Origin of the sequence: Escherichia sp. E1V33, assembly GCF_004211955.1 — a bacterium.
GTDB lineage: Bacteria > Pseudomonadota > Gammaproteobacteria > Enterobacterales > Enterobacteriaceae > Escherichia.
The window spans coordinates 44,810-62,354 of record NZ_RHJI01000023.1 but is presented as its reverse complement, the minus strand read 5'-3'; the positions used below and the strand labels follow the sequence as shown (position 1 = coordinate 62,354).

Annotated in this window: 18 protein-coding genes and 1 riboswitch; of the genes, 9 read left to right on the top strand and 9 right to left on the bottom strand. The window is 52.5% G+C overall.

All coding sequences use genetic code 11. From position 1 onward, the window contains the following. Positions 1-177 precede the first annotated feature (177 nt). From cecR to D9742_RS20360, 5 genes are read left to right on the top strand one after another with little or no spacing between them, the layout of a single operon-like run. Positions 178-849: a DNA-binding transcriptional regulator CecR gene (cecR, locus tag D9742_RS20380; RefSeq protein ID WP_001296991.1), complete on the top strand. Its 672-nt coding sequence runs from the start codon at positions 178-180 to the stop codon at positions 847-849. Between the two features lie 2 nt (positions 850-851). Next, complete coding sequence (gene hlyD, locus D9742_RS20375) at positions 852-1,847, top strand: secretion protein HlyD (protein ID WP_000743444.1); 996 nt, start codon at positions 852-854, stop codon at positions 1,845-1,847. Next, positions 1,840-3,576, top strand: coding sequence for an ATP-binding cassette domain-containing protein (locus D9742_RS20370; protein ID WP_130238047.1), 1,737 nt, complete (start codon positions 1,840-1,842; stop codon positions 3,574-3,576). The genes hlyD and D9742_RS20370 overlap by 8 nt, the downstream gene beginning before the upstream one ends. Beyond that, positions 3,569-4,702, top strand: a complete 1,134-nt coding sequence (locus D9742_RS20365; RefSeq protein WP_000070131.1) for an ABC transporter permease — start codon at positions 3,569-3,571, stop codon at positions 4,700-4,702. Before D9742_RS20370 ends, D9742_RS20365 begins: the two co-directional genes overlap by 8 nt. A 10-nt stretch (positions 4,703-4,712) precedes the next feature. Next, positions 4,713-5,819: an ABC transporter permease gene (locus D9742_RS20360; protein WP_130238046.1), complete on the top strand. Its 1,107-nt coding sequence runs from the start codon at positions 4,713-4,715 to the stop codon at positions 5,817-5,819. Here the strand turns inward: D9742_RS20360 and D9742_RS20355 are convergent. After that, entirely contained in the window at positions 5,781-6,191 is a 411-nt protein-coding gene (locus D9742_RS20355; protein WP_095716427.1) for a YbhQ family protein, read from the bottom strand. The genes D9742_RS20360 and D9742_RS20355 overlap by 39 nt on opposite strands. A 132-nt stretch (positions 6,192-6,323) precedes the next feature. On the opposite strand from D9742_RS20355, the gene D9742_RS20350 reads away from it, so the two are divergent. From D9742_RS20350 to D9742_RS20340, 3 genes are read left to right on the top strand one after another with little or no spacing between them, the layout of a single operon-like run. Then, positions 6,324-7,085, top strand: a complete 762-nt coding sequence (locus tag D9742_RS20350; protein ID WP_001113331.1) for an endonuclease/exonuclease/phosphatase family protein — start codon at positions 6,324-6,326, stop codon at positions 7,083-7,085. Continuing rightward, positions 7,082-8,323 carry a cardiolipin synthase ClsB gene (clsB, locus tag D9742_RS20345; RefSeq protein ID WP_130238045.1) on the top strand — a complete coding sequence of 414 codons (1,242 nt, stop codon included), beginning with the start codon at positions 7,082-7,084 and terminating at the stop codon, positions 8,321-8,323. Before D9742_RS20350 ends, clsB begins: the two co-directional genes overlap by 4 nt. Next, complete coding sequence (locus D9742_RS20340) at positions 8,323-9,279, top strand: YbhN family protein (RefSeq protein WP_130238044.1); 957 nt, start codon at positions 8,323-8,325, stop codon at positions 9,277-9,279. The genes clsB and D9742_RS20340 overlap by 1 nt, the downstream gene beginning before the upstream one ends. A 35-nt stretch (positions 9,280-9,314) precedes the next feature. On the opposite strand, the gene D9742_RS20335 is transcribed toward D9742_RS20340, so the two are convergent. The 7 genes from D9742_RS20335 to moaA all read right to left on the bottom strand — a co-directional run bounded on the left by D9742_RS20335 (position 9,315) and on the right by moaA (position 13,776). After that, positions 9,315-10,028 (bottom strand): Bax inhibitor-1/YccA family protein, encoded by a 714-nt coding sequence (locus D9742_RS20335; protein WP_130238043.1) that lies wholly within the window; start codon positions 10,026-10,028, stop codon positions 9,315-9,317. 204 nt (positions 10,029-10,232) lie between these two features. Then, positions 10,233-10,937 carry a Bax inhibitor-1/YccA family protein gene (locus D9742_RS20330; RefSeq protein WP_088541618.1) on the bottom strand — a complete coding sequence of 235 codons (705 nt, stop codon included), beginning with the start codon at positions 10,935-10,937 and terminating at the stop codon, positions 10,233-10,235. 135 nt (positions 10,938-11,072) lie between these two features. Then, positions 11,073-11,525 carry a molybdopterin synthase catalytic subunit MoaE gene (gene moaE, locus D9742_RS20325; RefSeq protein WP_000852287.1) on the bottom strand — a complete coding sequence of 151 codons (453 nt, stop codon included), beginning with the start codon at positions 11,523-11,525 and terminating at the stop codon, positions 11,073-11,075. Between the two features lies 1 nt (position 11,526). Continuing rightward, the gene (gene moaD, locus D9742_RS20320; protein WP_130238042.1) at positions 11,527-11,772 is read right to left on the bottom strand and encodes a molybdopterin synthase sulfur carrier subunit; all 246 of its coding nucleotides are present in this window, start codon (positions 11,770-11,772) and stop codon (positions 11,527-11,529) included. After that, positions 11,765-12,250 (bottom strand): cyclic pyranopterin monophosphate synthase MoaC, encoded by a 486-nt coding sequence (gene moaC, locus D9742_RS20315; RefSeq protein WP_000080885.1) that lies wholly within the window; start codon positions 12,248-12,250, stop codon positions 11,765-11,767. Before moaC ends, moaD begins: the two co-directional genes overlap by 8 nt. A 2-nt stretch (positions 12,251-12,252) precedes the next feature. Continuing rightward, a complete protein-coding gene (gene moaB / locus D9742_RS20310) occupies positions 12,253-12,765 on the bottom strand; it encodes a molybdenum cofactor biosynthesis protein B (protein WP_000084634.1) in 513 nt (170 codons plus the stop codon). Between the two features lie 21 nt (positions 12,766-12,786). Next, positions 12,787-13,776, bottom strand: a complete 990-nt coding sequence (moaA, locus tag D9742_RS20305) for a GTP 3',8-cyclase MoaA (protein ID WP_130238041.1) — start codon at positions 13,774-13,776, stop codon at positions 12,787-12,789. Beyond that, positions 13,764-13,908, bottom strand: a riboswitch (molybdenum cofactor riboswitch). It overlaps the preceding gene by 13 nt. Positions 13,909-14,173: 265 nt before the next feature. Here moaA and yvcK point away from each other — a divergent pair. Continuing rightward, entirely contained in the window at positions 14,174-15,082 is a 909-nt protein-coding gene (gene yvcK, locus D9742_RS20300) for a uridine diphosphate-N-acetylglucosamine-binding protein YvcK (RefSeq protein ID WP_130238040.1), read from the top strand. A 191-nt stretch (positions 15,083-15,273) separates the two neighbouring features. Here the strand turns inward: yvcK and uvrB are convergent, their stop codons facing one another. After that, the gene (uvrB, locus tag D9742_RS20295; RefSeq protein WP_130238039.1) at positions 15,274-17,295 is read right to left on the bottom strand and encodes an excinuclease ABC subunit UvrB; all 2,022 of its coding nucleotides are present in this window, start codon (positions 17,293-17,295) and stop codon (positions 15,274-15,276) included. Between the last annotated feature and the right edge of the window lie 250 nt (positions 17,296-17,545).

The window sequence follows — 17,545 nt, the reverse complement described above, 5'->3', positions numbered from 1 at the left end:
TGAAAAGGAAAATGACAAAAACCACAATGTCATGAGGGAGCGGAGTGTAGCAGTTTTTGTGACACAGCGCATAAATTATCCCTGTGACTGGCGTAGCCAAAATTCTTAGCCATACTGGACAACTCCCATATGGAGTCATAATCTTAATCAATCATTTGATTAAGAATGGACTGTGCGATGAATAATCCTGCCATGACAATCAAGGGTGAACAGGCGAAAAAACAGCTGATTGCTGCCGCACTGGCGCAGTTTGGTGAATATGGAATGAACGCCACCACCCGCGAGATAGCCGCCCAGGCCGGACAGAATATCGCTGCCATCACCTATTACTTCGGTTCGAAAGAAGATTTGTACCTCGCCTGCGCCCAGTGGATTGCCGATTTTATTGGCGAGCAGTTTCGTCCGCACGCCGAAGAAGCCGAACGCTTGTTCGCGCAACCACAGCCGGATCGGGCTGCCATCCGCGAACTGATCCTTCGCGCCTGCAGGAACATGATTAAGCTGCTCACCCAGGATGACACCGTCAACCTCAGCAAGTTTATCTCCCGTGAGCAGCTCTCTCCTACGGCGGCCTACCACCTGGTGCACGAACAGGTGATTAGTCCGCTACACAGCCACCTTACACGCCTGATTGCGGCCTGGACCGGCTGCGACGCCAACGACACTCGCATGATCCTTCATACCCATGCGTTGATTGGTGAGATTCTGGCGTTTCGTCTTGGCAAAGAAACAATTCTGTTACGTACCGGCTGGACCGCGTTCGATGAAGAAAAGACCGAACTGATCAACCAGACGGTAACCTGTCATATCGACCTGATTTTGCAAGGATTATCGCAAAGGAGTTTGTAGTGATGAAAAAACCTGTCGTGATCGGACTGGCGGTAGTGGTACTTGCCGCCGTGGTTGCCGGAGGCTACTGGTGGTATCAAAGCCGCCAGGATAACGGCCTGACGCTGTATGGCAACGTGGATATTCGCACCGTGAATCTAAGCTTCCGTGTCGGTGGTCGCGTTGAGTCGCTGGCGGTAGACGAAGGTGATGCAATTAAAGCGGGCCAGGTGCTGGGCGAACTGGATCATAAACCGTATGAGATTGCCCTGATGCAGGCGAAAGCGGGTGTTTCGGTGGCTCAGGCGCAGTATGACCTGATGCTTGCCGGGTATCGCGATGAAGAAATCGCTCAGGCTGCCGCAGCGGTGAAACAGGCGCAAGCCGCATATGACTATGCGCAGAACTTCTATAACCGCCAGCAAGGGCTGTGGAAAAGCCGCACCATTTCGGCAAATGACCTGGAAAATGCCCGCTCCTCGCGCGACCAGGCACAGGCAACGCTGAAATCAGCACAGGATAAATTGCGTCAGTACCGTTCCGGTAACCGCGAACAGGACATCGCCCAGGCGAAAGCCAGCCTCGAGCAGGCGCAGGCGCAACTGGCGCAGGCGGAGTTGAATTTGCAGGACTCAACGTTGATAGCCCCCTCTGATGGCACTCTGTTAACCCGCGCGGTGGAGCCAGGCACGGTTCTCAATGAAGGTGGCACGGTGTTTACCGTTTCACTAACGCGTCCGGTGTGGGTGCGCGCTTATGTTGATGAACGGAATCTTGACCAGGCCCAGCCGGGGCGCAAAGTGCTGCTTTATACCGATGGTCGCCCGGACAAGCCCTATCACGGGCAGATTGGTTTCGTTTCGCCGACTGCTGAATTTACCCCGAAAACCGTCGAAACACCGGATCTGCGTACCGACCTCGTCTATCGCCTGCGTATTGTGGTGACCGACGCCGATGATGCGTTACGCCAGGGAATGCCAGTGACGGTACAATTCGGTGACGAGGCAGGACATGAATGATGCCGTTATCACGCTGAACGGCCTGGAAAAACGCTTTCCGGGCATGGACAAGCCCGCCGTCGCGCCGCTCGACTGTACCATTCATGCCGGTTATGTGACGGGGCTGGTGGGGCCGGATGGTGCAGGTAAAACCACGCTAATGCGGATGCTGGCGGGATTACTGAAACCCGACAGCGGCAATGCCACGGTGATTGGCTTTGATCCGATCAAAAACGACGGCGCGCTGCACGCCGTGCTCGGCTATATGCCGCAGAAATTTGGTCTGTATGAAGATCTGACGGTGATGGAGAACCTCAATCTGTACGCGGATTTGCGCAGCGTCACCGGCGAGGCACGTAAGCAAACTTTTGCTCGCCTGCTGGAGTTTACGTCTCTTGGCCCGTTTACCGGACGCCTGGCGGGCAAGCTCTCCGGTGGGATGAAACAAAAACTCGGCCTGGCCTGTACCCTGGTGGGCGAACCGAAAGTGTTGCTGCTCGATGAACCCGGCGTCGGCGTTGACCCTATCTCACGGCGCGAACTGTGGCAGATGGTGCATGAGCTGGCGGGCGAAGGGATGTTAATCCTCTGGAGTACCTCGTATCTCGACGAAGCCGAGCAGTGCCGCGACGTGCTGCTGATGAACGAAGGCGAGCTGTTGTATCAGGGAGAACCGACGGCCCTGACGCAAACTATGGCCGGACGCAGCTTTCTGATGACCAGTCCACACGAGGGTAACCGCAAACTGTTGCAACGGGCATTGAAACTGCCGCAGGTCAGCGACGGCATGATTCAGGGGAAATCGGTACGTCTGATCCTCAAAAAAGAGGCCACACCAGACGATATTCGCCACGCCGACGGGATGCCAGAAATCGACATCAGCCAAACCACGCCCCGCTTTGAAGATGCGTTTATTGATTTGCTGGGCGGAGCTGGAACCTCGGAATCGCCGCTGGGTGCAATATTGCATACGGTAGAAGGCACACCCGGCGAGACGGTGATCGAAGCGAAAGAACTAACCAAGAAATTTGGTGATTTTGCCGCCACCGATCACGTCAACTTTGCCGTTAAACGCGGGGAGATTTTTGGTTTGCTGGGGCCAAACGGCGCGGGCAAATCGACCACCTTTAAGATGATGTGCGGTTTGCTGGTGCCGACCTCTGGTCAGGCGCTGGTGCTGGGGATGGATCTGAAAGAGAGTTCCGGTAAAGCGCGCCAGCATCTCGGCTATATGGCCCAAAAATTTTCGCTCTACGGCAACCTGACGGTCGAACAGAATTTACGCTTTTTCTCTGGTGTGTATGGCTTACGCGGTCGGGCGCAGAACGAAAAGATCTCCCGCATGAGCGAGGCATTTGGCCTGAAAAGTATCGCCTCCCACGCCACCGATGAACTGCCATTAGGTTTTAAACAGCGGCTGGCGCTGGCCTGTTCGCTGATGCATGAACCGGACATTCTGTTTCTCGACGAACCGACGTCCGGCGTTGATCCTCTCACCCGCCGCGAATTTTGGCTGCACATCAACAGCATGGTAGAGAAAGGCGTCACAGTGATGGTCACCACCCACTTTATGGATGAAGCGGAATATTGCGACCGCATCGGCCTGGTGTACCGTGGGAAATTAATCGCCAGCGGCACGCCGGACGATTTGAAAGCGCAGTCGGCCAACGATGAGCAACCCGATCCCACAATGGAGCAGGCCTTTATTCAGTTGATCCACGACTGGGATAAGGAGCATAGCAATGAGTAACCCGATCCTGTCCTGGCGTCGCGTGCGGGCGCTGTGCGTTAAAGAGACGCGGCAGATCGTTCGCGATCCGAGTAGCTGGCTGATTGCGGTAGTGATCCCACTGTTACTGCTGTTTATTTTTGGTTACGGCATTAACCTCGACTCCAGCAAGCTGCGCGTCGGGATTTTACTGGAACAGCGTAGCGAAGCGGCGCTGGATTTCACCCACACCATGACCGGTTCGCCCTACATCGACGCCACCATCAGTGATAACCGACAGGAACTGATCGCCAAAATGCAGGCGGGGAAAATTCGCGGTCTGGTGGTTATTCCGGTGGATTTCGCCGAACAGATGGAGCGCGCCAACGCCACCGCACCGATTCAGGTGATCACCGACGGCAGTGAGCCGAATACCGCTAACTTTGTGCAGGGGTATGTCGAAGGGATCTGGCAGATCTGGCAAATGCAGCGAGCGGAGGACAACGGGCAGACCTTTGAGCCGCTTATCGACGTCCAGACACGCTACTGGTTTAACCCGGCGGCGATTAGCCAGCACTTTATTATCCCCGGCGCGGTGACCATTATCATGACGGTCATCGGCGCGATTCTCACCTCGCTGGTGGTGGCGCGAGAATGGGAACGCGGCACCATGGAGGCTCTGCTCTCTACGGAGATTACCCGCACGGAACTGCTGCTGTGTAAGCTGATCCCTTATTACTTTCTCGGGATGCTGGCGATGTTGCTGTGTATGCTGGTCTCGGTGTTTATTCTCGGCGTGCCGTATCGCGGGTCGCTGCTGATTCTGTTTTTTATCTCCAGCCTGTTTTTACTCAGTACCCTGGGGATGGGGCTGCTGATTTCCACAATTACCCGCAACCAGTTCAATGCCGCTCAGGTCGCTCTGAACGCAGCTTTTCTGCCGTCGATTATGCTTTCCGGCTTTATTTTTCAGATCGACAGTATGCCCGCGGTGATCCGCGCGGTAACGTACATTATTCCCGCACGTTATTTCGTCAGCACCCTGCAAAGCCTGTTCCTCGCCGGGAATATTCCGGTGGTGCTGGTAGTGAACGTGCTGTTTTTGATCGCTTCGGCGGTGATGTTTATCGGCCTGACGTGGCTGAAAACCAAACGTCGGCTGGATTAGGGAGAAGAGCATGTTTCATCGCTTATGGACGTTAATCCGCAAAGAGTTGCAGTCGTTGCTGCGCGAACCGCAAACCCGCGCGATTCTGATTTTACCGGTGCTGATTCAGGTGATCCTGTTCCCGTTCGCCGCCACGCTGGAAGTGACTAATGCCACCATCGCCATCTACGATGAAGATAACGGCGAGCATTCGGTAGAACTTACTCAACGTTTTGCCCGCGCCAGCGCCTTTACCCATGTGCTGCTACTGAAAAGCCCACAGGAGATCCGCCCAACCATCGACACACAAAAGGCGTTACTCCTAGTGCGTTTCCCGGCTGACTTCTCGCGCAAACTGGATACCTTCCAGACCGCGCCGTTGCAGTTGATCCTCGACGGGCGTAACTCCAACAGTGCGCAAATTGCCGCCAACTACCTGCAACAGATCGTCAAAAATTATCAGCAGGAGCTGCTGGAAGGAAAACCGAAACCTAACAACAGCGAGCTGATAGTACGCAACTGGTATAACCCGAATCTCGACTACAAATGGTTTGTGGTGCCGTCGCTGATCGCCATGATCACCACTATCGGCGTAATGATCGTCACTTCACTTTCCGTCGCTCGTGAACGTGAACAAGGTACGCTCGATCAGCTACTGGTTTCGCCGCTCACCACCTGGCAGATATTCATCGGCAAGGCCGTACCGGCATTAATTGTCGCCACCTTCCAGGCCACCATTGTGCTGGCGATTGGTATCTGGGCGTATCAAATCCCCTTCGCCGGATCGCTGGCGCTGTTCTACTTTACGATGGTGATTTACGGTTTATCGCTGGTGGGATTCGGTCTGTTGATTTCATCACTCTGCTCGACACAACAGCAGGCGTTTATCGGCGTGTTTGTCTTTATGATGCCCGCCATTCTCCTTTCTGGTTACGTTTCGCCGGTGGAGAACATGCCAGTATGGCTGCAAAATCTGACGTGGATTAACCCTATCCGCCACTTTACGGACATCACCAAGCAGATCTATTTGAAGGATGCCAGTCTGGATATTGTGTGGAACAGTTTGTGGCCGCTACTGGTGATCACGGCCACGACGGGTTCAGCGGCTTATGCGATGTTTAGACGCAAGGTCATGTAACTTTTTATCTTTTGCCAGTAACGACACTACCGCCGGGCCGGCAAGGATCGCCAGCCCTGCAACGGCCAGCAAATAGTTGTTTTCCAGCACGCGGGACAATAGCCACAGCACAATCAGCGCCGCGCCAAAATACCAGGTCGTGGTCAGCTCTTCCAGCACGTCTGCCACCTCACGCCAGCGTTGCTCGGGGTGGCGCTGAAACACCAGCATCATCACTACCGTGACACAATACAGCACGCATAATCCCACGCCGACGTGAACCAGAGTCTTACTCATCCAGCCCATCACCAGCAGCGCCACTACCAGTAAATGCAACATAATCTGCCAGCAACTTAGGCCAGTTGCGACACGAACACGTTGTTGCCACTTCATGGCTTCTCTCCTGAAGAATTTATCTCTACTTACTCAGAGTACCGAACTTTACGGAAAATTCCGTAAGACCGCACCTTTTTGTGACGCCGACTACACTATTTCAATGAGATAAGAGGCAAAGACAGGAAAATTATGCCCGATCAAACACAACATTTTTCGTTCAAGGTGCTCACCATCAATATTCACAAAGGCTTTACAGCGTTTAACCGACGCTTCATTTTGCCGGAACTTCGCGACGCCGTGCGTACCGTCAGCGCCGATATTGTTTGCCTGCAGGAAGTGATGGGCGCGCACGAAGTTCATCCGCTGCATGTGGAAAACTGGCCCGACACATCTCACTACGAGTTTCTCGCCGACACCATGTGGAGCGATTTTGCCTACGGTCGCAATGCCGTATACCCCGAAGGGCATCACGGCAACGCCGTACTGTCGCGTTATCCCATTGAACATTATGAGAATCGCGATGTTTCGGTCGATGGTGCGGAAAAGCGCGGCGTGCTCTACTGCCGCATTGTGCCGCCGATGACCGGAAAAGCGATTCATGTGATGTGCGTACATCTGGGCCTGCGTGAGGCGCACCGTCAGGCGCAACTGGCGATGCTTGCCGAATGGGTGAATGAACTGCCGGACGGCGAACCGGTATTGGTGGCGGGTGATTTCAATGACTGGCGGCAAAAAGCTAATCATCCGTTAAAAGTGCAGGCCGGACTGGATGAGATTTTTACCCGCGCCCACGGACGCCCGGCGCGCACGTTTCCGGTGCAATTTCCTCTACTACGACTGGACAGGATCTACGTCAAAAATGCCAGCGCCAGCGCGCCAACCGCGTTGCCGCTGCGGACATGGCGACACCTTTCTGATCATGCCCCTTTAAGTGCGGAGATTCATTTATGAAATGTAGCTGGCGCGAAGGCAATAAGATTCAGTTGCTGGAAAACGGCGAGCAGTATTATCCCGCGGTGTTTAAGGCGATTGACGAGGCAGAGCACCGCATCATTCTTGAAACGTTTATCTGGTTCGAGGACGACGTTGGTAAACAACTGCATGCGGCACTACTGGCAGCAGCGCAACGCGGGGTAAAAGCGGAAGTCTTGCTGGATGGCTACGGTTCACCGGATCTCAGCGATGAATTTGTCAATGAACTAACTGCGGCTGGCGTGGTATTTCGTTATTACGATCCCCGCCCTCGCCTGTTCGGTATGCGCACCAATGTGTTTCGCCGGATGCATCGCAAAATTGTGGTGATCGACGCGCGTATCGCCTTTATTGGCGGGCTGAATTACTCCGCAGAGCATATGTCCAGCTACGGTCCAGAGGCCAAACAGGATTACGCGGTACGCCTTGAAGGGCCGATTGTTGAAGATATCCTCCAGTTTGAACTGGAAAATCTGCCAGGACAAAGCGCGGCCCGACGCTGGTGGCGACGTCATCACAAAGCGGAAGAAAATCGCCAGCCGGGAGAAGCGCAGGTATTGCTGGTCTGGCGCGATAACGAAGAACATCGCAGTGATATCGAACGCCACTATCTGAAAATGCTCACTCAGGCGCGGCGGGAAGTGATTATCGCCAACGCCTACTTCTTCCCCGGCTATCGATTTTTACACGCCTTGCGTAAAGCGGCACGGCGCGGGGTGCGGATCAAACTGATAATTCAGGGCGAACCGGATATGCCGATTGTCAGAGTCGGTGCGCGCTTGCTGTATAACTATCTGGTTAAAGGCGGCGTTCAGGTGTTTGAGTACCGCCGCCGCCCGCTACATGGCAAAGTGGCATTGATGGACGACCACTGGGCGACGGTAGGGTCCAGTAATCTCGATCCGCTTAGTTTGTCGCTGAATCTCGAAGCAAATGTCATCATCCACGATCGTAATTTTAACCAGACGCTGCGCGATAATCTGAACGGCATTATCGCCGCCGACTGCCAGCAAGTGGATGAAAGTATGCTGCCAAAACGGACCTGGTGGAACCTGACCAAAAGCGTGCTGGCGTTCCACTTTTTACGCCACTTCCCGGCGCTGGTGGGCTGGCTTCCGGCGCACACGCCACATCTGGCGCAAGTTGATCCGCCCGCCCAACCGACAATGGAAACGCAGGATCGGGTCGAAACTGAAAGTTCAGGGATGAAGCCCTGATGAGTAAATCACATCCGCGCTGGCGCTTAGCAAAGAAGATCCTCACCTGGCTGTTTTTTATCGCGGTGATTGTGTTGCTGGTGGTCTACGCCAAAAAGGTGGACTGGGAAGAGGTCTGGAAGGTCATCCGCGACTACAATCGCGTTGCGCTGCTCAGTGCGGTTGGGCTGGTGGTCGTCAGCTATCTGATATATGGCTGCTATGACCTGCTCGCCCGCTTCTACTGCGGTCACAAACTGGCGAAGCGCCAGGTGATGCTGGTGTCGTTTATCTGCTATGCCTTCAACCTGACGCTCAGTACCTGGGTCGGCGGGATTGGTATGCGCTATCGTTTGTACTCCCGGCTAGGATTACCGGGCAGCACTATTACACGAATTTTCTCGCTCAGTATTACCACCAACTGGCTGGGCTATATTTTACTGGCGGGGATTATCTTTACCGCAGGCGTGGTGGAGCTGCCGGAGCACTGGTATGTCGATCAAACCACGCTGCGTATTCTCGGCATTGGCTTACTGATGATTATCGCGGTCTATTTGTGGTTTTGCGCTTTCGCGAAGCACCGCCATATGACCATCAAAGGGCAAAAGCTGGTGCTGCCTTCATGGAAATTCGCCCTCGCCCAGATGCTGATTTCCAGCGTTAACTGGATGGTAATGGGAGCGATTATCTGGCTGTTACTCGGTCAAAGCGTAAACTATTTCTTTGTACTGGGCGTGTTGCTGGTTAGCAGTATTGCTGGCGTCATCGTGCATATTCCGGCGGGGATTGGTGTGCTGGAAGCGGTGTTTATCGCGCTACTGGCTGGGGAGCATACAACCAAAGGCACAATTATCGCCGCCCTGCTCGCTTACCGTGTACTGTATTACTTTATCCCGCTGCTGCTGGCGCTGATCTGTTACCTGTTGCTGGAAAGCCAGGCGAAGAAGCTACGGGCGAAAAATGAAGCGGCGATGTGAAGTTCAGTTAAGTTCTTTAGTATGTGCATTTACGACTAATGAAAAAACCGAGTATGCCTTTGCCAGACAAGCGTTATAGCTATTGCTGCAAGAATCCCAAAGAAGCCGATAAAATAGTAATAGAGTGTTAATGCACCTGTAACAGCGCAACGAACCGGACTCCACAACTCTTCACTATGGCATTTTCCTGCCAGTTCAAGGAGCTTATTTCGTCCATGCGAGATAATGCCTGACCATAACACAATCATTAAGCAACTTATTACCCAAATGGGCCGTTCACTCATTAATGCCGCATTCACGATGATTACCAGGGCCAACCCTGTCAACGTCATCATAATGATAAAACGGTGAGAACCAGGATCAACATTAAATAATAAACCGGCCAGCATACTGATTAAAAACATCGCGCCCGCAGTGCTGAACACGATGATAATGGCATATACAGGAACTAAACTTGCAACGACAATCGCCACCAAAGAGATTAAAAACAGATATATTACGCCTGCTATAGCTACATTTATCTTGTTGATATCCTTACTTAAGCTATACATACAAAGTAATAATAATCCTATGCCGACATACATTTGCGGTGAATCATATTTTGTTGCCGTAATTTCGAGATACTTAGCTCCCCAGGCCAGCCCTGCGGTTGCCACCAAACCCAAAGCGGTAATGAGCCATATGCCGTTTAATATCCTGGCTTTGTGCTGAAAATCTAATTTATTGCTGTTTTGCGAGTATGATTCCATTCTTTTAGTTATCCTTAGAAAAAATATTAATATTCACCATCAATAAATTTAAAACCACGCATACAAAATACTTTTGTATTTATGGATACGGAAAACACTTCCGCTCGGCCATAAGGCATATTTTATACCTGGTACTTGTTAAGTGTCGTTTTTAGTAAGAAAAAAATCCCGACACATGGCCGGGATATTGATGGTGTAAAAGAATTAACGGCGATTGCCAAATATTCGCAGCAACATCAGGAACAGGTTGATGAAATCCAGATACAAGGTTAACGCGCCAAGAATGGAATATTTGCGCAGGTTCGACGTGTCGCGGGTATCAATCTGCTCGCCCATATTTTTCAGTTTCTGAGTGTCATACGCCGTCAATCCGACAAAGACAATCACGCCAATGTAGGTGACTGCCCACATCAACGCTTCGCTTTTCAGCCAGAAGTTGACCAGCGATGCCAGCACAATGCCGATCAACGCCATAAACAACATATTGCCGAAGCCACTTAAATCACGTTTGGTGGTGTAACCGTACAGGCTCATTGCACCGAACATCCCGGCAGTGACAACAAAGGTGCTGGCGATGGACGCCGCGGTATAAACAATGAAAATACTGGAAAGCGTCAGGCCAGTCAGCGCCGAATAAAGCATAAAGAGCATGGTTGTCACGCCCGCACTAAGCTTTTGAATCATCGCTGATAACACAATAACCAGAGCTAATTGCGCTATTACCAGACCAATTAAAAAGATGCGGTTGGTGAATAACAGCTCCATAACGGCGGCAGAATTGGCCGCATACCAGGCAACAAACGCAGTAAGCAGCAAGCCGACTGTCATCCAGCCATAGACCTGTGCCATATAGGTTTGCAGGCCAGCTCGGGTTTGTACGATTGAATCAGAACGTGGGAATCTGTCCATGACTTTCTCCTGAAGATATAAGGAATATCTTAAGGATACTGCAAATGAAGAGGGTGTGCATCGACGCAGCGTAAACGCATACCCTCAGCTGAGAAGTTGCCGGATGCAGCTGCACGGTATCCGGCCTGCTAAAAACTACCAGCGTTTTGCCGCCTGCTGATCGCTCTCCCGGGCTTCGACCCAGCGGTCGCCTTCCGGCGTGGCTTCGCGCTTCCAGAACGGTGCGCGGGTTTTGAGATAGTCCATAATAAACTGCCCGGCCTCAAACGCACTGCTGCGATGCGCACTAGTGACACCGACAAAAACAATTTCATCGCCCGGCCATAATTCGCCGATGCGGTGAATCACCGTGACGCGCCCAAGCGGCCAGCGGTTACGCGCTTCATCGACAATTTCTGCCAGTGCTTTTTCAGTCATCCCCGGATAGTGTTCGAGGGTTAATGCTTTGACGCTGTCGCCCAGGTTATGGTTGCGCACCTTACCGGTAAAGGTGACTACCGCACCGTCTTCGTCACGCTCCGCCAGCCACGGATACTCTTCTCCTACGCTGAACGGCTGCGGTCCGACAACAATTTTGGTTTCTGCCATCTTAGCCTCCGGTTACCGGCGGGAAGAAAGCTACTTCGTCGCCGTCAGTCAGCGGATGGTCAAAACTCACCAGCGTCTGGTTAACAGCAGCCAGCAATTTGCCATCTTCCATCGCCAGCGCCCAGCGATCGCTCTGCGCTGCCAGGTGCTGGCGTAACGCTTCTACGGTTGGGAAATCCGCAGTCACTTCGGTTGCATCTGTTCCCACCAACTCGCGCACCTGGGCGAAAAAAAGAACTTTAATCATCCGCTTCCACCTTAAAATCGCCCGACTTGCCGCCGCTCTTTGCCAGCAAACGTACCGGACCAATCACCATATCTTTTTGCACCGCTTTGCACATGTCATAAATGGTCAGCGCAGCCACGGAGGCCGCCGTTAACGCTTCCATTTCGACACCGGTTTTCCCGGTCAGGCGGCATAAGGTTTCTATACGTACCCGATTGTGCTCCGGCTCGGCCTGTAAATTGACTTCAACTTTGCTGAGCATCAGCGGGTGACACAGCGGGATCAGATCCCAGGTGCGTTTTGCCGCCTGAATACCGGCGATACGCGCAGTGGCAAATACGTCGCCTTTGTGGTGGCGACCATCAATAATCATCGCCAGCGTCTCGCTACGCATGGTGACGAAAGCTTCAGCGCGCGCTTCACGTACGGTTTCCGCTTTGGCGGAGACATCCACCATGTGCGCTTCGCCAGCGGCGTTGATATGGGTCAGTTGCGACATACTTATTTCTTCAAATGTGGATGGAAATTGCATGGACGCGTACGGGCATCCAGCTGCGGCGCGATGATGTTTTCCCAGGCGGTGCGGCACGCTTTGGTTGAACCCGGCATGGCGAAAATCAACGTCTTGTTAGCGACGCCCGCTACCGCACGGGATTGCAACGTTGCAGTGCCAATCTCTTCAAACGACAGCATACGGAACACTTCGCCAAAACCTTCGACTTCACGGTCGAACAGCGGCAATAACGCTTCAGGTGCCTGATCGCCTTCGGTCAGGCCAGTGCCGCCAGTAATCAACACCACTTGTACATCGTCGCTGGCGATCCACGCAGAAACCTGAGCACGGATGGCGTAGCGGTTTTCTTTGACAATGGCTTTATCGACAACGTGATGGCCTGCTTCCTGCGCCGAATCGCGCAGATAGTGGCCCGAGGTATCGTCTTCTTCACCGCGACGATTAGAAACCGTAAGAATAGCAATACGGGTCGGGATAAATTCAGTGCTTACCTGACTCATCTGATCTCTCCTTTTGACGTTTTAGCCGCCAATGTACGATAAGTTTTGCGTAATACCGGTGTTGTTTTGATGCAGGAAATGGGTCTGTTTCTTCTCCCGCAGCGCCGCTGAAATACGCGCTTCCAGCGCCTGTTGCTGGGTATCGTCTTCCAGCAGATCGCGCAGGTTAACGCCGCCTTCACCAAACAGGCAAAGATGGAGTTTACCAATGGAGGAGACGCGCAGACGGTTGCAGGTGGCGCAGAAGTCTTTTTCATACGGCATGATAAGGCCGATCTCTCCGGCGTAATCCGGATGACAAAAGACTTGCGCGGGACCGTCGCTACGTTGACGCAATTGATGGATCCAGCCGCGACGCAGTAACTCGTCACGTAGAACCTGACCAGAGATGTGATGCTTACGGAAGAGGTCGCTGCCCTCGCCCGTCTCCATCAGTTCGATGAAACGCAACTGGATAGGGCGATGCTGGATCCAGTTCAGAAAGGTGTCGAGCTGGTGATGATTAACATCACGCATCAGCACGGTATTGACTTTGACCTTCTCAAAACCAGCCTCAAATGCGGCATCGATGCCCGCCATGACCTGATTGAATTTATCCTGGCCGGTAATGGCATGAAACTGGCGAGCGTCGAGACTATCAACACTGACGTTAATCCCTGTCAGCCCGGCATCGCGCCAGTTTGCCACGTCGCGTTCCAGACGGTAACCATTGGTGGTGACCGCAATCTGACGGATTGCGTCATTTTCCCGCACAGCGGCGATGATATCAGTAAAGTCGCGGCGTAAAGACGGCTCACCGCCTGTCAGACGGACTTTTTCAGTACCCAAACTGGCAAAGGCGCGCGTAACCCGGCGAATTTCATCGACGGTCAGAAAGCCTTTATTGGTGACACCGCTCGGCTTGTAGCCATCCGGCAGGCAATATGTGCAACGAAAGTTACACACATCGGTAATCGACAGGCGCAAGTAATAAAACTTACGCGCAAATGCATCAGTCAGTTGTGAAGCCATGTACACCTTTCCAGATACGGGAGGCGAAGTCATTTCTTCCTTCGCCCTGGTGGCAACCTTTCAAAGCATTGTCACGGCCAAAGCACCATATCTGTTGACCCAGGTGCAGAGGCTAGAGTGTTTAGTGGTTATGCCGATACTAGCGCGTAAATGAGATTTTTACCATTCACCCTTTTCGCTATGTAATCATGTATATAGCGTAATGATCGGCCTATTTCGCTACAGAATAAGGGAAAATGGCGGTTTTACTTTGATATACATCATCAGGGATGCAGAGCGGGTATCGTCCTTTGGAGGTAGAAAACCATGAGTTGTATCCCCTATATTGGCAGGTTAATTGCTGTTTCCCCGTAATTTGCGCTACTGTAGCGCGGATAATCTGACTTCAGGAATGTATATGCGCAATCGTACGCTGGCTGACCTTGATCGTGTCGTTGCACTCGGCGGAGGGCATGGGCTGGGACGCGTTCTCTCATCACTTTCGTCTTTGGGTTCTCGTTTAACGGGCATCGTAACCACTACTGATAATGGTGGTTCGACGGGACGTATTCGTCGCTCAGAAGGCGGTATCGCCTGGGGCGATATGCGCAACTGTCTCAACCAGCTAATAACGGAACCGAGCGTCGCCTCCGCGATGTTTGAATACCGTTTTGGCGGCAATGGCGAGCTTTCCGGTCATAATCTCGGAAACTTGATGTTAAAGGCGCTGGATCACCTTAGCGTACGACCGCTGGAAGCCATTAATTTGATTCGCAACCTGCTGAAAGTAGACGCGCAATTAATTCCGATGTCAGAGCATCCCGTTGATCTGATGGCCATTGACGATCAGGGACATGAAGTTTACGGCGAGGTCAATATCGACCAGTTAACTACGCCGATTCAGGAACTACTTTTAACCCCCAACGTACCTGCCACTCGTGAAGCGGTGCAGGCGATTAATGAGGCTGACCTGATAATTATTGGGCCAGGCAGTTTTTATACCAGTCTTATGCCGATCCTGCTGCTTGAGGAAATGGCACAGGCATTACGCCGAACACCTGCCCCGATGGTGTATATCGGTAATTTGGGGCGAGAATTAAGCCTGCCTGCTGCTAATCTCAAGTTGGAAAACAAGCTGGCAATTATGGAGCAGTATGTTGGTAAAAAGGTAATTGATGCGGTCATCGTCGGGCCAAAAGTGGATGTCTCGGCGGTGAAAGAGCGGATTGTGATTCAGGACGTACTGGAGGCCAGCGATATTCCGTATCGTCATGACCGCCAGTTGTTACATAACGCACTGGAAAAGGCATTACAGGCTTTGGGTTAACGGGAAGCGGAAAGAAAATTCCGGCTTCCTATTGAAGACAAAGTACACGTTGTTCATGCCGGATGCGGCGTGAACGCCTTATCCGGCCTACAAACCGTGCAAATTCAATATATTACGGAGAAAATGTAGGCCTGATAAGCGTAGCGCATCAGGCAGTTTTGCGTTTATCATCTGTCTTCTTCCCTATCCTGTCACGAAGCCGCAATAAACAACTCACGCAACTGATGCAGCTGGTCACGAATTTGTGCCGCCTCTTCGAACTCCAGATTTTGCGCGTGTTGCATCATCTGACCTTCCAGTTCATGGATTTTCTGCTGCAACGCTTTAGGCGACATATCCATCGGCACATTATCCGGCTCGACAATCGGGCGCGATTTCCCTCTGCCCTTCGCTTTGGTTTTGGCAATGTTCTGCCCCAGCGCCAGGATATCGACCACCTTCTTGTTTAACCCTTGTGGCGTAATACCGTGCTCTTCATTGTACTTCTGCTGTTTCTCACGGCGGCGTTCAGTTTCGCTAATCGCTTTCGCCATTGATGGGGTAATCTTATCGCCGTAGAGAATCGCTTTACCGTTGACGTTACGCGCCGCGCGTCCAATAGTCTGAATCAATGAACGTTCGGAACGCAGGAAGCCTTCTTTGTCGGCGTCAAGGATCGCCACCAGCGAAACTTCCGGCATATCCAGACCTTCGCGCAGTAAGTTGATCCCCACCAGCACATCAAACTCGCCCAAGCGCAAGTCGCGGATGATTTCCATACGCTCGACGGTGTCGATATCCGAGTGAAGATAACGCACGCGTTCACCGTGTTCTTCCAGATATTCGGTGAGATCTTCCGCCATCCGCTTAGTCAACGTCGTGACCAGTACGCGTTCGTTAATTGCCGCCCGCAGGCGAATTTCTGAAAGAAGATCATCAACCTGAGTCGCTACCGGGCGCACTTCGATAATCGGGTCCAGCAGCCCTGTTGGACGCACGACCTGATCCACCACATCGCCGCCGGATTTTTCCAGCTCGTAATTACCCGGCGTCGCAGAAACATAGATGGTTTGCGGCGCTAATGCTTCGAACTCTTCGAATTTTAGCGGACGGTTATCCAGCGCCGAGGGCAGGCGGAAGCCGTACTCCACCAGTGTCTCTTTACGCGCCCGGTCGCCTCGATACATGCCGCCAATTTGCGGAATAGTCACGTGGGACTCATCGACCACCAACAGACCATCGGCGGGTAGGTAATCAAACAGCGTCGGCGGTGGCTCACCGGGTCCACGACCTGAGAGAAAGCGCGAATAGTTTTCAATGCCTGAGCAATAACCCAGCTCGTTCATCATCTCCAGATCAAACTGGGTACGCTGAGTCAGGCGTTGTTCTTCCAGCAGCTTGTTATTTGCCAGCAGCACTTTGCGCCGATCGGCCAGCTCTTCTTTGATCTCTTCCATTGCCTGCACAATACGTTCACGCGGGGTGACGTAGTGTGTTTTCGGGTAGATGGTAAAGCGGGGAATGGTTGAGATAATCTGCCCGGTTAACGGGTCGAAAAGCGACAGCCGCTCTACCTCTTCGTCGAACAATTCAACGCGTAGCGCAACGTCGTCGGACTCTGCCGGAAAAATATCAATCACTTCCCCGCGTACACGGAAAGTCCCGCGCTGGAACGCCTGGTCGTTGCGGGTGTATTGCAGTTCCGCCAGGCGCCGCAGAATCGCGCGCTGATCGATAATCATGCCAACCGTCAGATGCAGCATCATCTTAAGATATAAGTCAGGGTCGCCCAGGCCGTAGATGGCTGAAACAGAGGCGACCACCACCACATCGCGCCGCTCCAGCAAAGCTTTGGTCGCTGAAAGCCGCATCTGTTCAATATGTTCGTTTACCGAGGCATCTTTTTCAATGAAGGTGTCAGAACTCGGCACATACGCTTCCGGCTGATAGTAGTCGTAGTAAGAGACGAAGTACTCCACCGCATTTTCCGGGAAAAACTCTTTCATCTCGCCGTACAACTGGGCCGCCAGCGTTTTGTTGGGCGCCAACACCATCGTCGGGCGCTGAAGGTCAGCGATGACGTTAGCGATGGTAAATGTTTTCCCGGAGCCCGTTACGCCGAGTAGAGTCTGGTGAGCCAGGCCATCTTCAAGCCCCTCTTCGAGGCGGCGAATTGCCTCAGGCTGATCGCCAGAAGGTTTGAAAGCGGAATTCAGTTTGAACGGTTTACTCATGAGTCGCTACCTGAAGGAGTGGGCGGGCAGGTATGTAATTTTACTCGTCGTGTTTAATAATGCCAACAAATTATACTGGATAAAAAAACAGTTTCACGCCACATTATTTCTGTTACAGCGTCAACAAAGGTGTCAATCATGAGCATAATTTGCTCAGTGACGAGATAAAACTCCAGGCTTGTGGGGTTATCCCCAAAGCAACGGCTTTTTTAACAATTGTCAAGATGACTGATGACGGATTTATGGCAAG